Origin of the sequence: Microbacterium sp. Root280D1 (genome assembly GCF_001428975.1) — a bacterium.
Taxonomy (GTDB): domain Bacteria; phylum Actinomycetota; class Actinomycetes; order Actinomycetales; family Microbacteriaceae; genus Microbacterium.
The window spans coordinates 946195-960145 of the sequence record NZ_LMJK01000001.1 but is presented as its reverse complement, the minus strand read 5'-3'; the positions used below and the strand labels follow the sequence as shown (position 1 = coordinate 960145).

General features: G+C 66.4%; 14 protein-coding genes and 1 pseudogene. 5 read left to right on the top strand and 10 right to left on the bottom strand.

Annotated features, from left to right (window positions below):
* Window positions 1–40: 40 nt before the first annotated feature.
* From ASE34_RS04635 to ASE34_RS04625, 3 genes are read right to left on the bottom strand one after another with little or no spacing between them, the layout of a single operon-like run.
* Window positions 41–727, bottom strand: a complete 687-nt coding sequence (locus ASE34_RS04635) for a response regulator (protein WP_056277718.1) — start codon at window positions 725–727, stop codon at window positions 41–43.
* Window positions 724–1839, bottom strand: a complete 1116-nt coding sequence (locus ASE34_RS04630; RefSeq protein WP_157538092.1) for a sensor histidine kinase — start codon at window positions 1837–1839, stop codon at window positions 724–726. The genes ASE34_RS04635 and ASE34_RS04630 overlap by 4 nt, the downstream gene beginning before the upstream one ends.
* A 4-nt stretch (window positions 1840–1843) precedes the next feature.
* Window positions 1844–2542, bottom strand: a complete 699-nt coding sequence (locus tag ASE34_RS04625; RefSeq protein ID WP_157538090.1) for a DUF2306 domain-containing protein — start codon at window positions 2540–2542, stop codon at window positions 1844–1846.
* A 131-nt stretch (window positions 2543–2673) separates the two neighbouring features.
* Here ASE34_RS04625 and ASE34_RS04620 point away from each other — a divergent pair, with 131 nt between their 5' ends.
* Window positions 2674–3690 carry an NAD(P)-dependent alcohol dehydrogenase gene (locus ASE34_RS04620; RefSeq protein ID WP_056277017.1) on the top strand — a complete coding sequence of 339 codons (1017 nt, stop codon included), beginning with the start codon at window positions 2674–2676 and terminating at the stop codon, window positions 3688–3690.
* Window positions 3691–3753: 63 nt separating this feature from the next.
* Window positions 3754–4269, top strand: a pseudogene (locus tag ASE34_RS04615) (PfkB family carbohydrate kinase); the annotation flags it as partial.
* A 17-nt stretch (window positions 4270–4286) separates the two neighbouring features.
* Here ASE34_RS04615 and ASE34_RS04610 read toward each other — a convergent pair.
* The 6 genes from ASE34_RS04610 to ASE34_RS04585 all read right to left on the bottom strand — a co-directional run bounded on the left by ASE34_RS04610 (window position 4287) and on the right by ASE34_RS04585 (window position 10973).
* A complete protein-coding gene (locus ASE34_RS04610) occupies window positions 4287–5054 on the bottom strand; it encodes an SLC13 family permease (RefSeq protein WP_235567433.1) in 768 nt (255 codons plus the stop codon).
* 126 nt (window positions 5055–5180) lie between these two features.
* Complete coding sequence (locus ASE34_RS04605; protein ID WP_056277711.1) at window positions 5181–6239, bottom strand: zinc-dependent alcohol dehydrogenase; 1059 nt, start codon at window positions 6237–6239, stop codon at window positions 5181–5183.
* Between the two features lie 108 nt (window positions 6240–6347).
* Window positions 6348–7781, bottom strand: coding sequence for an MBL fold metallo-hydrolase RNA specificity domain-containing protein (locus tag ASE34_RS04600; protein ID WP_056277010.1), 1434 nt, complete (start codon window positions 7779–7781; stop codon window positions 6348–6350).
* Entirely contained in the window at window positions 7778–8359 is a 582-nt protein-coding gene (locus ASE34_RS04595) for a flavodoxin family protein (RefSeq protein ID WP_230100892.1), read from the bottom strand. Before ASE34_RS04595 ends, ASE34_RS04600 begins: the two co-directional genes overlap by 4 nt.
* A gap of 272 nt (window positions 8360–8631) precedes the next feature.
* Entirely contained in the window at window positions 8632–9279 is a 648-nt protein-coding gene (locus tag ASE34_RS04590) for a response regulator (RefSeq protein WP_056277004.1), read from the bottom strand.
* A complete protein-coding gene (locus ASE34_RS04585) occupies window positions 9276–10973 on the bottom strand; it encodes a GAF domain-containing protein (protein WP_082586506.1) in 1698 nt (565 codons plus the stop codon). The genes ASE34_RS04590 and ASE34_RS04585 overlap by 4 nt, the downstream gene beginning before the upstream one ends.
* A gap of 105 nt (window positions 10974–11078) precedes the next feature.
* Here ASE34_RS04585 and ASE34_RS04575 point away from each other — a divergent pair, with 105 nt between their 5' ends.
* Together ASE34_RS04575 and ASE34_RS04570 are read left to right on the top strand one after the other, a co-directional pair.
* Window positions 11079–11891 (top strand): universal stress protein, encoded by an 813-nt coding sequence (locus ASE34_RS04575; protein ID WP_157538088.1) that lies wholly within the window; start codon window positions 11079–11081, stop codon window positions 11889–11891.
* Window positions 11888–12337, top strand: coding sequence for a universal stress protein (locus tag ASE34_RS04570; RefSeq protein WP_056276993.1), 450 nt, complete (start codon window positions 11888–11890; stop codon window positions 12335–12337). The genes ASE34_RS04575 and ASE34_RS04570 overlap by 4 nt, the downstream gene beginning before the upstream one ends.
* A 167-nt stretch (window positions 12338–12504) precedes the next feature.
* Here ASE34_RS04570 and ASE34_RS04565 read toward each other — a convergent pair whose 3' ends face one another.
* Window positions 12505–13107: a pyridoxamine 5'-phosphate oxidase family protein gene (locus ASE34_RS04565; RefSeq protein WP_056276990.1), complete on the bottom strand. Its 603-nt coding sequence runs from the start codon at window positions 13105–13107 to the stop codon at window positions 12505–12507.
* 180 nt (window positions 13108–13287) lie between these two features.
* On the opposite strand from ASE34_RS04565, the gene ASE34_RS04560 reads away from it, so the two are divergent.
* Window positions 13288–13941 carry a response regulator gene (locus ASE34_RS04560; RefSeq protein ID WP_056276986.1) on the top strand — a complete coding sequence of 218 codons (654 nt, stop codon included), beginning with the start codon at window positions 13288–13290 and terminating at the stop codon, window positions 13939–13941.
* Window positions 13942–13951: the final 10 nt, after the last annotated feature.

The following is a 13951-nucleotide window of genomic DNA, read 5'->3' as shown; positions in this document are numbered from 1 at the left end:
GCTGCCGCGTACCGCGGACTGTCTCGACGCGTCCCGGCCGTCATCGATTCCGGTGTTCCCCGCCCGTGGCTCGCGGGCTCATGCGCCCCGTCTGATGCGCCCAGATGGCGATCTCGACGCGATTGCGGACCCCGAGCTTGGTCATGAGGCTCGCCACGTGCGTCTTCACCGTGCTGAGGGTGATGAACAGCTCGCGCGCGATCTCGCCGTTGCTCAGACCCGCAGACACCTTCGCGAGCACCTGCTCCTCGCGCTCGGTCAGCGACTCGACCGGCGGCGGCGATGGTGCGGCGGCGGCCGATCCGGCGAAGGCCTCGAGCAGGCGCACCGTCACGTTGGGGGCGATCAGGGCATCACCGCTCGCTGCGGCGCGGATCGCCTGGGCGAGCAGCTCCGACCCGGCGTCCTTGAGCAGGAACCCTCTGGCGCCGGCCCGCAATCCCGCGAAGACGTACTCGTCGAGGTCGAAGGTCGTGATGAGGACGACCGCCATGGGATCGGGCACCCCTGGGCCGGCGAGCATCCGGGTCGCCTCGATGCCATCGAGGCCGGGCATCCGGATGTCGAACAGGCACACGTCCGGTCGCAGACTGCGGGCGAGGGCGACCGCTTCGGTGCCGTCGGCCGCCTGACCGACGACTTCGATGTCGGTTTGGGCGCCGAGGATCATGCTCAGTCCGGTGCGCACGAGTTCCTGATCGTCGGCGACGAGCACTCGGATCATCATGGCGCCCACCCGGCGCGGGGCAGCACCGCGTTGACGATCCATCCGCCGCCTGACGCCGGACCCGCCTCGCAGGCACCGCCGAGGAGGGCAGCACGCTCCCTCATGCCGATGATGCCGAAGCCGGGAGTCGGCGACGCGGCCACGTCTCCGTCGTTCGTCACTCTCAGGCGCACACCACCCGCGTCTGCCTCCACGCGGACGTCGACGCGGGTGACCTGTCGCGCGTGACGGAGGGCGTTGGTCACCGATTCCTGCGCGAGACGGAAGACGGCGGCAGCCACGGGTGGCGGGATGCTGTCGTCGTTGCGCGCGACTTCGACGACGACGACCGTTCCGCCCGGCCGCGTTCCGGCGAGCTGCGCGATGTCGTCCAACTGCGCGCTCGGCGCGAGCTCGGCCGTCTCGCCCTGCCGCAGGACTCGCACCATCGACCTCAGCTCGCTCAGCGTCCTGGCCGCCTCCGCCTCGATCACGCCGAGCGCATCCTGCGCTGCGCGCGAGTCCCGCCCGGCCACCGCGATGCCCGCCTGGGCGCGGATCGCGATCGCCGAGACATGGTGGGCGACCGTGTCGTGCAGGTCGCGAGCCAGGTGCTCGCGCTCCAGCATCCGGATCCGGTCGAGGCTTCGTCGTCTCGATCCCGCCCGGTAGCGAAAGGCGATGCCGAACAGGGCGACCGTCAGCAGCAGCGCGAACCCCCCGACGAGTTCATCGAAGCCTTCCCCGCGGACGAATGTCAGCGCGAGGCTCGCCAGGAGGATGGCCGACCCGATCACGAGGTCGCGACCTGCCCCCCACCGGTACACGGCGTACACGTTCACCATCACGAAGAGACTCGAGTACAGCGCCGAGTCGGGCAGGAGCAGACCGACCGGCACCATCACGATGATGAGCATGAGAAGCGGCTTCGTGCGGCGCCACAGCACGGTCGGCAGCACGACGAGGAGGGCGATCACCGCGAACAGCGGCTGCGTCAGGTCGGTGCGGACGATGCCCTCGACCACGGCCAGGACGGCGACCAGGGCCAGGAGCACCCAATCCCGCCAGACTCGGGACGGCGGAGGGGGCACAGCGCTCGGCGCACTCCACACGGAACGCACGAGCCCGGTCACGCTGTCATGATACAAGCGCACCACGGCGCGACACCCCGCGCGTCCGCCGGCGAGAGCGGCGCCGGATGAGCAGCTCCGCCACGGCACTGTTGATCATGAACGCGGCGGCGACGAGCCATGCCTCACCGAAGGCGTCGACCTCACCGAGGGGGATCGTCCACAGCGCGAACACGAGCGCCTGGGTTCCGCCCGACACGGCGGTGGCGTAGGCGCGGGTCATCCAGGCCCCGTGCGCCACGAAGTCGCGTCGTGTGATCGCGATCACGCTCCGCACGAGGAACAGGGTCATCGCCACGGCGAAGACGAGACGAACCATCGCGAGCGCGAGTTCATCCGGTGGACCACCGAAGAAGACCGCGAGCCAGGCCGCTGAGAGGGCCGCGACGAATCCTGCGGGAATCAGCACGCGGCCGGCCACGCGGTGCCAGGCATGCCGCGTTCGCAGCGCGGGTGAGAACTGGAATGCCCCGAGAACGCAGTAGACGGTCATCGCCACGATGTGCGCGACGATCGCGACCGTCGACGCCAGGAGGAGAGTCCTCACGGGTTCCCCGCTCACCTCCTGCAGACGAAGCACTCCACCGATCACGGGAAGCACGCTGAGCAGCAGAAGGCCGGTGATCGCCGGCCACCCGCTCTTCGATCGCCGACGCCGCTCCTTCTGCTCGGGAGTCGATCGGGCGGCCTTCATCTGCTGCGACATGTCTCGATGCTCGTCTCATCGACAGTCGGGGGCATCGGCCGTCAGCACGGACTCGGAACCGTACTTTCGGCCGAGCGGATCCGGGCTTCCTGGCCGATGACGAGCATCCCCGGGACGACAAGCATCGAGACATGACCACTGACACGACCATGACCGCGGCCGTCTACCACCGCTTCGGCGCCCCTGAGGAGGTCCGCCTCGAACAGCGGGCGGTCCCCACGCCCCGGCCCGGCGATGTGCTCATCCGGGTGCACGCGAGCACCGTGAGCGTCGGCGATCATCGCGCCCGCGCTCGGGACATCCCGGCCGGCCTCGGGGTGCTCGCCGCAGTCGGACTCGGCGTGTTCCGTCCCAGTCGGCCGATCCTGGGTATGGATGCCGCGGGCGTCGTCGCGGCTGTCGGCTCGGGCGTCACCGCCTTCGCACCCGGCGACAGGGTGATCGCCTCGACCGGCGGAGCGTTCGGCGGTCATGCCGAGTACGTGCGCCTGTCTGCCGACGGCCCGATCACCAGAGCTCCCGACACGATGAGCTTCGAAGAGGCGGTGACGCTGGTGTTCGGCGGCATCACCGCGCAGTGCTTCTTCGCCCAGGTCGCGATCGGCCCCGGCACCTCCGTGCTCGTCAACGGAGCATCCGGCGCGGTCGGCACTGCCGCGATACAACTCGCGAAGCAGCTCGGAGCAGACGTCACCGCCGTCACGAGCGGCGGCAACGTCCCACTGGTCGCGTCCCTCGGCGCCGATCGGGTCACCGACTACACCCGAGAGGAGTTCGCGGCGGGGGGCGACACGTACGACGTGATCGTCGACTGCGTCGGCAATGCCCCTTTCAGCCGGGTGGAGACACTCATCAACCCCGGCGGTGCGCTGCTGCTCGTCATCAGCGATCTGCGGTCGATGCTGACGAGCCGCGGGCACACTCGCCGGTCGGGAAAGCTCGTCACCTGGAACGTCGGCACGCCGGGCGCGGAGGACCTCGCCCACCTCGTGAGCCTCGCGGATTCCGGTCGCTTCCGGGCCGTCATCGACAGGACCTTCGATCTGGCCGACATCGTCGAGGCGCACCGCTATGTCGACACCGGCCGCAAGCGGGGAAACGTGGTGCTGCGCATCCCCCAGCCCGGAGCGAACCACGCGCATGGGTGATGACCGGCAGCATCTCGCTCGACATCGCGGCTAACCGTCGCGGATGTCGAGGCATCGGCGAGCGCGGTCAGCCGTGCAGGCACGATCTGTCTGCAGTCTCAGCAACCGGGCGATGCACTGTCGGCCGCTCTGATGATCGCGCGACGAGCGGACGCGACGGTGGCGCTCGACGGAGCGCCCGAGCCGGAGGTTCGCGACGAACTGCTCGCCGGAGCGGACGTCGTGCGTGCCGACGCCACGGAAGCCGAAGGACTGACGGGGATCGCCGTGTCGAACCTGGACTCGGCTCACGAGGCGTGCCGGTGGCTGCTCGCTCGCGGACCCCGCATAGCGGCCGTGGAGGTGGCAGGCGAAGGCGACCTCGTCGTCTGGGAGGACGGCAGCGCCTACCGCGCACATGACGACGACGAGACGGTGGTGGACCGCACGGGAGGCGGCGACGGATTCTTCGTGGGACTCGTGCGGGGTATCGCGAACGGGTGGTCGATGGATCGCGTCGCGGATCTCGCTGCACGGGCTGCCGCGTCGACCGTGGCACGGCTGGGCGGTCGGCCGGAACTCGCGCACCTCGTGCGGTGATGCCGCGTGATCGGGAGTCAGAACGGCCAGATGAGCGGGACGTAGAGCACCGCGACGGCCACGTAGATCGCGACGAGTGGGAGACCGAGACGCCAGTAGTCACCGAATCGGTAGCCGGCGGGCTGCATGACCATGAGATTCACGGGTGTCGCGATCGGAGTCAGGAACGCAGCCGCTCCGACGACCGTGAGCGCCATCATGAACGGCTGCACGCTGACGCCCATGCTCGATGCGACCGACACCGCGATCGGCGCGATGACGAGCACGGTCGCCACGTTCGAGATGAACTGCCCGAGGATCACCGACGCGACGCAGATGGTGAGCAGAGCGAGATAGGGCGAGGTGTTGCCGACCAGCTGGAGAACCGCGTCGCCGACGAGATCGGCGGCGCCGGTGGAGACGAACGCCGATGACAGCGGGATCATCCCGGCGATGAGCGTGACAGTGGGCCACGAGATCGCCGAGAACGTCTGCGTCACGGTGAGCACCCGCGTGACGATGAGGGCACCGGCCGCGAGAAGGCCAGCGATGACGGGCGGGACGACACCCGTGGCGAGGAGCACGACCATCGCTCCGAGGATCACCAGCGCGCGCCGCGCACCCCGGCCGAGCGGCACTGTCCGCTGCATCTGCTGGGGCGAGCTGACCGGAATCACATCGGGTGAGCTCGTATAGCGGTGCAGTGCCTCCCACGGCCCCTGGACGAGCACGGAGTCACCCGCCTGCAGCGTGACCGCGCCGGTCGCCCTTCCGCCCACGTCGCCCGGACGGCATCGCCGACCCACGTGGGGACTTGACCGCATCTGCCGGCTATCGGCGTCACGGTCGTCGACAACCGGATTCATGTTCTGTGGTTGTCGCATGATTCGGGGCTGGCTGGCTCCCACATGGAGATCTCAGCCCGCAATCCCTCAACGACCTGCCGTAGCGGGCTCTCGGACCGGCACGACGTCCGCGGTGTGGTACTGGAACACAAGACGAGCGGGCACCGTACCGGCGAGCACCTCGTCGACGGAGGAGTTCACGCTCTGAAGTTCGCGTGTCTCAGTGACCACACGTGTTCGCCCTGCAGCATGCAGGGCGAATACCTCGGCGAGGTCCTGTCTCGTGCCGACGATGGAGCCGATGATGCTGATCCCCTTTAGGACGGTGTCGAAGACCGGCACGGTCAGCTCCCCTCCGGCTGGCAGCGAGACGAGGACGAGTCTGCCTCCGCGATTCAGGGAGCTGAATGCCTGATGGAAGACTGCCGGCGCGACGGCGAGGACCACGACGACGTCCGCTCCGCCGAGATCCCGGATCGCCTGTACCGGGTCCGTGTCGCGCGCGTTGACGACATGATCCGCTCCAAGCTCAGTGGCCAAGTCGAGCTTCTCAGTGGTGACATCCACTGCGATGACTTTCGCACCGACCAGGCGTGCGTACTGGACCGCGAGGTGTCCGAGCCCACCGACACCGAAGATGGCGACTGTCTCTCCGGGGGTGACGCGTGCGTTCTTGATCGCCGCATAGGTGGTGACTCCGGCACAGGTGAGAGGTGCGGCGTCGAGGGCGCTGACACCGTCAGGAACGGGGGTGGCGAAGCGGGCGTCGGCAAGCATGTACTCGCTGAACCCTCCGTCGACGGCGTAGCCGTTGTTGTACTGCTGCTCGCAGAGGTTCTCGCGGCCGCTGACGCAGTAGCGGCATTCGCCGCACGCGTGGCCGAGCCAGGGCATCGCCACCCGCTGCCCGACAGTCCGGCCGGTCACCCCGTCGCCGATCTGCTCGATGATCCCCACTCCTTCGTGGCCCGGGACCAGAGGCAGGTTCGGCTTCACTGGCCAATCTCCGTGCATGGCGTGGATGTCGGTGTGGCAGAGGCCGCACGTTTCCAAGCGGACCAGGACCTGTCCGGCACCGGGCTGTGGGATCGGACGCTCGTCGACGTGCGCTGGTGAACCGAACTCTGAGACAACTGCTGCTCGCATCATTCCTCCTTGACGGGTGGGTACGCTCGAAGTCTTTCGCCGTGCAGGCGCGCTGGTCGGGTCAAAGGTCCTTCGACGCAGCGTCGGTGAAGGACCTGATCTCATGCATCAGATCGATACCGCGTGCGCAGCTGCATGGTGCGCCGTGATCTGGACTTGCTGCTCTTGATCGGGCACCTGAGCCGGCCACCCCATCTCCCGTTCGATTCGGAGTCTGAGAGTGTCCGCTGCGGAAGGTTCGCCGTGGGTGACGTATACGGCCTGGGGCGGATGCGGAGCACCCTTCATCCATGCGATGAGCTCGTCGGCATCCGCATGAGCTGACATCGCATCGATCATCGCGACCTCGGCCCGGATCGGCACATCGTTGCCAAAGATCCGGAGAGACCGTTCCCCCGCAAGAAGTCGAGCGCCGCGTGTGCCCCCGGCCTGATAACCAGTCAGGACGATGGTGTTGCGGTGCTCGGGTCCGTAGGCGCGGAGATGGTGCAAGATGCGTCCACCGTCGAGCATCCCGCTCGCGGAGATTATGATCATCGGGCCTCCCCTCAGGTTGAGGAGTTTCGATTCATCGACGCTCCGGACGAAAGTCGCGAGACCGTAAATCCGCTCGACTTCATCCTTCGATATGCGGTGTTGCTCATGACGGCTGCGATAGACGTCGGCGACACTGACCGCCATGGGACTGTTGACATAGATAGGCACGTCGGGGATCTCGCCACGTTCCCGAAGCCTCGACAGGTGCAGAAGTACTGTCTCCGTACGCCCCACAGCGAACGCCGGGATCAGCACCACTCCCCCACGATGGACGGTGCGATTCACGATGTCACGCAGCTGCTCTTCGGGATCGACCTTGGCGTGTCGGCGATCTCCATAGGTCGACTCGGTGACAAGGACGTCTGCTCCTTCGAACGCGTGAGGGGCGCGCATGAGGGGGTCGTCCGAGCGGCCGAGGTCGCCGGTGAAGCACACCCGCCGTGCGCCGACGTCGAGGTAGACGCTGCTTGCCCCGAGGATGTGGCCGGCACCGAGAAGTCTCGCGGTCATCGAACCCGCCACCGGCACCGCTCCCCCTTCGGGTACGGCGGCGAATCGTTCGAGTGCCACCTTTGCGTCATCGACCGTATAGAGCGGTCGCGGCTTTTCATGCCTGGACCATCCATGCCGTGCGGCGTGACGCGCCTCCTCCTCCAGCAGGTGCGCGCTGTCCAGGAGCATGATCCGGCAGAGAGCCGCTGTGCCCTCGCTCGTGTAGATGTGTCCGCGGTACCCATCGCGCACGAGCGCCGGAAGATACCCGGAGTGGTCGAGATGGGCATGGGTGAGAACGACTGCGTCGATAGAGCTCGGTGGAACCGGGAACGGAGCACGATTGCGCTGGCGCAGCACCTTGAAGCCTTGAAACAGACCGCAATCGACCAGAACCCGTGAGGTGGAGTCAGTGACGAGGTAGCGCGACCCGGTCACGGTATCGGCGCCGCCGAGGAAGGCGAGGGTAGCGTCTGATGTTGTCCGCGGCTGACGCGTCTTCGTGGCGTTCACGTGTGCACGCGCGTCGAGGGGCCCGTCAGCGTCCGTGTTGTCGCCGCGATCTCACGGCCCCAGCGCAGTGCGCGGTCATGCTCGTCCGGGAGGAGATGGCTGTCCTTATCCACGAGGAAGCTCTCCGCTGCGAGCACCTCGCGTAGCCCGTGCTTCTTCAACCGCCTACCGATCGCGGATGACGCAGCGCCGGTGAAGATGCGTGGCATGTCGACACGAGTATCGAAGGCCACGTAGCCGTGTCGTGCGGCGGGTGGTAGCTCGATCCACTCTCGGACTCCTGTGGTCAGACTCCCGCTCTCGAGCGCCAGGTGCCTCGAGGGATTGAGCGCCCATCGTTCGGCTTCTGTGCGTGACGCCGGGCTGCTCAACGAGTGTGCGTGGGTGGGAGCTCCCACCACGAGGACATCGCATTCTGGGAGCGCGGCTGCTTTCGCGACCGGCACGACGGTCACGGGCATGTGTTGTTCGCGGATGCCGTCCGCGATTGTCTCTGCGATGAGACGAGTGTTGCCGAACAGCGATTCGTAGACGATCGCGATCATCGGCCCCGGGCTGGGTGAGCTGTTCGCTGTCACGATTCCTTCTCCTCGAGCATCAGAGCGGTGATGTCGATGGGCTGGGTCGGCGGAAGTGCGAGGTCAGCGGGACCAACCTGCAAGGTGGGCAGGACGGCGAAGATCGAGTCGTTCATGGTGCTCCTTCAGCAGCGATGTGGCTCCCCCTCCTCCCATCGTTTCCGTTCGCGTGCTCGCCGGGCAGGGCCGAAGGTCCCCCGGCGAAAGTGGTGAGGCCGGAACCTCGGATCTGTGATGCGCGGGACCAGCCGGCCGAGCCGGCTGACGCCTGATCACGGCCGGGCGCGACCTTCCCACTCTTCTGTCGCAAACACGGCAGCTTGGGTGCGGCGTTGCATCCCGAGCTTGGCGAGGAGCCCGGAGACATAGTTCTTGACGGTCTTCTCGGCGAGGCCAAGGCGCTCACCGATCTGACGGTTGGTGAGCCCCTCCGCGATCAGCATCAGCGCCTGGCGTTCTCTGAGAGTCAACTCCACCGCTGGCGATTGAGCTTCCGCTACTCGAGCCTGAAGCCTGCGGTGCACGCCATCGGCGACCTCGGTGGGGATGAGGTTCTCTCCCCGCGCCGCACGATGGATCGAGTCGACGAGGTCCGTTCCACGGATCGTCTTGAGCACGTATCCGGATGCACCTGCAATCACCGCTGCGACGCTCGCAGCATCGTCGTCGACTGCTGTCAGCATGAGGCAGCGGATCTCGGGGTGGTCGGATCGAATGAGTCGGCACAGATCCACCCCGTTTCCGTCCGGAAGGTTCACATCGAGGACGACGACGTCCGGAATCGTCGCTGAGACACGGCCGCGAGTCCCCTGCACCGCGCCGGACTCCCCCACAACCTCGAGGCCCGGGTCTGCATCGATGATCTGGGCGATGCCGCGGCGAACGATCTCATGATCGTCCACGAGGAAGACCCGGGTCATGACGATGCCTGCGACGTTGATCCGAGCGGCACGCGCCAGCGTACCCGCGTGCCACCTGTGCTTCGCCGCTCGATTTCGCACGTACCGCCATGCGCACGTGCGCGCATGAGGAGGTTCGCAGTACCGCTGGACCGAGGGAGTTTTTCGGGAACGCCGACCCCGTCGTCTTCCACAACAACCGTGACGAGCGACGCTGTGACGGAGACGCTGACTTCCGCGCTGTTCGCGTGGGCGTGACGAGCCACGTTGCTCAGTGCCTCTCGCACGACCGCGATGACGTCTTCCGCGAGTCGGCCGGTCACCAGCAGATCGACCGGGCCGGTGAAAGCGATTCGGGGCGGACTCTGGAGCAGCGGTGCGAGTTCATTCGCGACGTCGATGAGTCGATGTCGAACGGATTCGGGGTCAGAGGTCTGAAGAGTGAATATCGCCGTACGGAAATCGGCGATCGCAGCGTCGATCTCTGCGACCTGCGCACTGATGGCGACAGCGTGCGCAGGCAATCGTGCGGCAAGCGCCTGTAGCCCTAGACCTGTCCCGAACAGACGCTGGATGACATTGTCATGGAGATCTCGGGCGATACGCGCGCGCTCTTCGATGAGATCCAACCGCTGGCGATCAGTGCGGGCCTGAGCAAGCGCGAGTGCGAGACCTGCCTGCGCTGCGAATTCCGCGAGGCTGGAAAGATCCTCGGGCGAGAACCGACGACCGCTCTCATCGCGAGTCACGCAGAGTGCACCGACAGGTGCGCCGGTGGCGATCAGTGGCACGGCCACCGTCGATCCACCGGTGTCCTGCTGCTGCTCCGACAGGATCTCGGTGACTCCGTCGGCCACGACGACACCTCCGCCGGACATGGCCGCTGAGATCAGGGTGTTACTGGCAGGGACCTCAGCGCCCTCGAGAGATTCGGCGCCGAACCCGCGAGCGGTCTCGATGCGGTAGTCGCCCGTGAGCGGGTCTGAGACCACGATGCACACCACATCGGCGTCAACCAGTGTCGCCACGCGTTCTGCGAGAACACCGAACACGTCGCCCGCGTCGGGTGACAGGAGGGCAGCATTGATCTCCGCGAGTGCACCGCTCAGCCGCTGCAGCCTCCGTGACTCCTCGAAGCGTCGCGCGTTGTCGATCGCGATCGCCGCTGTCGATGCGAGGGCGAGCACGAGCTCCTCGTCCTCTTCCGAGAACGAGCCCGCGGCTGGGTTGGTGAGGTACAGGTTTCCGTAGATCTCGTCTCGTACGCGAATGGGCACCCCGAGAAAGCTGCGCATCGGGGGGTGATGCGCGGGGAACCCGACTGACCGCGGGTCTTCTCCGAGATCGTCGAGCCGGATGGGATGTTCGTTCTCGATGACCGCCCCGAGAATGCCCAGCCCCTCCGGAAGGTGTCCGATCTGGTGGGCCAGCTCCTCCTCCATGCCTACATGGATGAATTGCTCGAGGCCTCCGTCGCGGTCGATGACGCCGAGCGCGCCGTACTGCGCTTCCACCAGGGCGACGGCTGCTTCCGCGATATGACGGAGCACGTGCTCGAGTTCGATGTCCTCTACGACGGCCTGGTTGGCGCGCAGAAGACTTCTCAGTCGTCCCTGATCAGCGAGGACGAGATGGGCACGATCCAGTATTTCCCCGATCGTGTCATCTGGGTCCGTCCGTCGCCGGCCAGGTACGTGGAGGTGATCGTCGGCCATCACATTCCCTTCCGGGCTCCCGCTGGTGATGACCTTACTCTCAAACGCCGCTCGGGGGACCTTCGCCTCTGTGCGAGCGGTGACGCAGGTCGCAGCATGGTGTGAGTGCCCGATCTGATCTGTGAAGGCGATGCACGCATGCCCGCTCGATATGTACTTGGCGTCGGCGATTCCGACGCGGCTGCCGCAGGACGGTGGGCAGAATCCCACGCCCGCCGTGATGCCGTTCCGCTGGTGCGAGTGCACGTCGGTGATGGCATCACCGACGAAACGTTAGGTCTCAAGGACGGCACAGAGGAAATGGACATCGTCCATATCGGCGGGCGGGTTCCTGAAGCGCTCGCCCGGTTCGTGACCGCCGATGACGTTCTGGTCATCGGCACGGGCAAGACCGGATTCATTCATAGCCGCGTTTTCGGCACCGTGAGTCTGCAGATCGCCGCCGAGGCGCCGTGCTCTGTGGCGGTTATCCCGACGATCGATCTACGTTTCCGACGGGGAATCGTCGCCGGCGTGAAGGACGACGATCTCATGACCGCTATCGTCGGCGCTGCCGCCGGTGAGGCCCGGGCCCGCCAGGAGCCGATCGAACTCATCCATTCGTCCTTCAGCGGGGTGATTCCTGCCACGGTCGAAACGCGCGCGACCATCGCGGCTCGTGTCGCTGCCGTGGAGAGCATGGTTGATGCGGGCACGAGGGTTCGAACGCGTTACACGCAGCGACCGCCCGCAGAGGCACTGCTCGACGCCTCGCGTAACGCCGCACTACTCGTCGTAGGGGTAGGGCACCCACGCGGTGCCGGGCACGCGCTCGGCGCTGTGACGCACGACGTCCTCGTGAATATTGATGCCCCTGTCCTCGTCGTGCGGCGCTCTGCCGCCGACCGTACCTCACCGGGATCGGCCCAGAATTCATGAGCGACAACGCAAACACTCCGCCCGTAGTCGTCGGGGTAGACGGTTCCACATCGTCGGTCGAGGCGCTCATCCGCGCCGCGACGATCGCGACAGCACTCCACGCACCATTGCAAGCGATCATCGCGTGGACCTACCCGGTGATGCTGGGCCTTTTCGACCCAAGCACCGACTGGTCGCCGAAGGCAGATGCGGAACACCTGCTACAAGACGCGATGCAGGAGGCCTTTCAAGGATCCCCTCCGGAACAGTTCAGCCAGTCAGCCGTTCCCGGCCCGGCCGCTGCCGTACTGCTCGAACAAAGCGATCGCGCCACCATGCTCGTCGTGGGAAGCCGCGGACGCGGCGGATTCTCGAGGCTCTTGCTCGGTTCGGTAAGCGCCTCCTGTGCATCCCACGCGCGTTGTCCGGTGCTGATCGTGCATACGCCGAACGGGTCGGTTGGCTGACGTTCGTATGGGCAGGGGTGGTCTGCCCGAAGCACCACCCCTGCCCACGTCCCCCCTCGGCGCCGCCCTTCCTCGTTCCCCAGGGCCCCACACCTGGCGAACGGAGAAACCCCATGAGAGGCGGCTGACCGCGACCCTTTCGGGTGCAGTGGCGTAGCGTCGACGAGTTATCCACCCCACGGCCGAAGGTGCGGGATGGGCTGCGGCTTATCGGCCGCCCGTGCCCCTGGAGCACCTTGATCGACGTGCTCGCCACGTGCGCGCCCGCCCGAAGTGGAAGCGGATGGGACGTTCCCCCGCGTCGCGGACCGGCCGCGAACGGGGAAGCGGCGGCCCGTCACGGTGTCGGGTACGAGGCGCACGTAGTTGTGCTTCGCCGTGGGACTGTCAGATGCAAGCGTGAGAACACCGGAGGCTTCGATGTCAGCATCCGTGTCCATGCGCATCGCGTGTCCGCGGATCACGATGCTCCACTGGAACGCGCCATCCACCCCGTCGATCTCGAGAGCAACGTCCGGATGCCCGGCAAGGCTTCGCAGCTTAGCCCCAGGCGCCGATTTCATGAACACGCTGCCCTCATGCACGAGGTAGTTAAGGGGAAACAGATCAGGGCGTCCGTCGATGTTCTGAATCGCAAGGCGACCGAGCGAGTTCGCCTCGACGAGTTTCCAGCAAGCGGCTGTTCCGATCTCCTCTACACCGGCTGACGCGGCCGTCTCCGGCGCGGTCGGTGGATCCCGGTAGTACGGGTTGGGGTCATCATTCGCCATGGTGGGTCTCCTGAGCATCGGGTCTTCGGATCAGCCGCCGACGTGTTGTCGTCGGTGGTCGAGACGCGTCCAGTCAATCGCTGACACCTTCCTGTGAGCAGGGTCGAAAGTCCCGAGGGCGCGTCACCGCGGAGTTGTACTCTGTGGTTACCCGCCAGTGTGAGGGGATCGGAGGGCGACATGTTCCGGATCGTTCTCGTAGACGATCATGAGATGGTGCGGCGCGGGATCGCGGATCTTCTCGAGACGCAGTCTGATCTCAGCGTCGTCGGTGAAGCAGCAACGGTTCACGATGCACGAGCGGTCGTCGCCGCAACTCTGCCGGATGTGGCGGTCTTGGACGTACATCTCCCCGACGGCAGTGGCATCGATCTGTGTCGTGAGATCCGCCAAGCGCACCCGCAGGTGCAATGTCTGATATTCACGGCGTTCGATGACGACGATGCCTTGTTTGCCGCCGTTCTCGGAGACGCGGCCGGCTACCTGATGAAGACGCTCCGCACCGATGAACTACTTCACTCGATCCGCGCCGTCGCGCAGGGCCAGCGACTTATCAAACCCTCGATGGTGCGCCATGTCACTGGCACCGTCGATCGTGCCGACACTGCTGATCCTCGCTTCGGTGCTCTGAGCATGCGCGAGAAGGAAGTCCTCGCACTCATCGCTGAAGGGCTCTCCAACCGGCAGATCGGCGACCGGCTCGGCCTCGCGGAGAAGACCGTCAAGAACTACGTCTCATCTCTGTTGAACAAACTGGGTCTCGAGCGACGCACGCAGGCGGCGGTCCTGCAGGCCGAGAGAGCCAGCCGCGCGTTCGACCATCGCGCCCCGTAGCTCTGATCCC

Excerpts from the sequence above, each read along its gene's own strand:
- ASE34_RS04635 (WP_056277718.1), bottom strand. The coding sequence starts at position 727 with ATGATGATCCGAGTGCTCGTCGCCGACGATCAGGAACTCGTGCGCACC.
- ASE34_RS04625 (WP_157538090.1), bottom strand. The coding sequence starts at position 2,542 with ATGTCGCAGCAGATGAAGGCCGCCCGATCGACTCCCGAGCAGAAGGAG.
- ASE34_RS04620 (WP_056277017.1), top strand. The coding sequence starts at position 2,674 with ATGACCACTGACACGACCATGACCGCGGCCGTCTACCACCGCTTCGGC.
- ASE34_RS04605 (WP_056277711.1), bottom strand. The coding sequence starts at position 6,239 with ATGCGAGCAGCAGTTGTCTCAGAGTTCGGTTCACCAGCGCACGTCGAC.
- ASE34_RS04590 (WP_056277004.1), bottom strand. The coding sequence starts at position 9,279 with ATGACCCGGGTCTTCCTCGTGGACGATCATGAGATCGTTCGCCGCGGC.
- ASE34_RS04585 (WP_082586506.1), bottom strand. The coding sequence starts at position 10,973 with ATGGCCGACGATCACCTCCACGTACCTGGCCGGCGACGGACGGACCCA.
- ASE34_RS04570 (WP_056276993.1), top strand. The coding sequence starts at position 11,888 with ATGAGCGACAACGCAAACACTCCGCCCGTAGTCGTCGGGGTAGACGGT.
- ASE34_RS04565 (WP_056276990.1), bottom strand. The coding sequence starts at position 13,107 with ATGGCGAATGATGACCCCAACCCGTACTACCGGGATCCACCGACCGCG.
- ASE34_RS04560 (WP_056276986.1), top strand. The coding sequence starts at position 13,288 with ATGTTCCGGATCGTTCTCGTAGACGATCATGAGATGGTGCGGCGCGGG.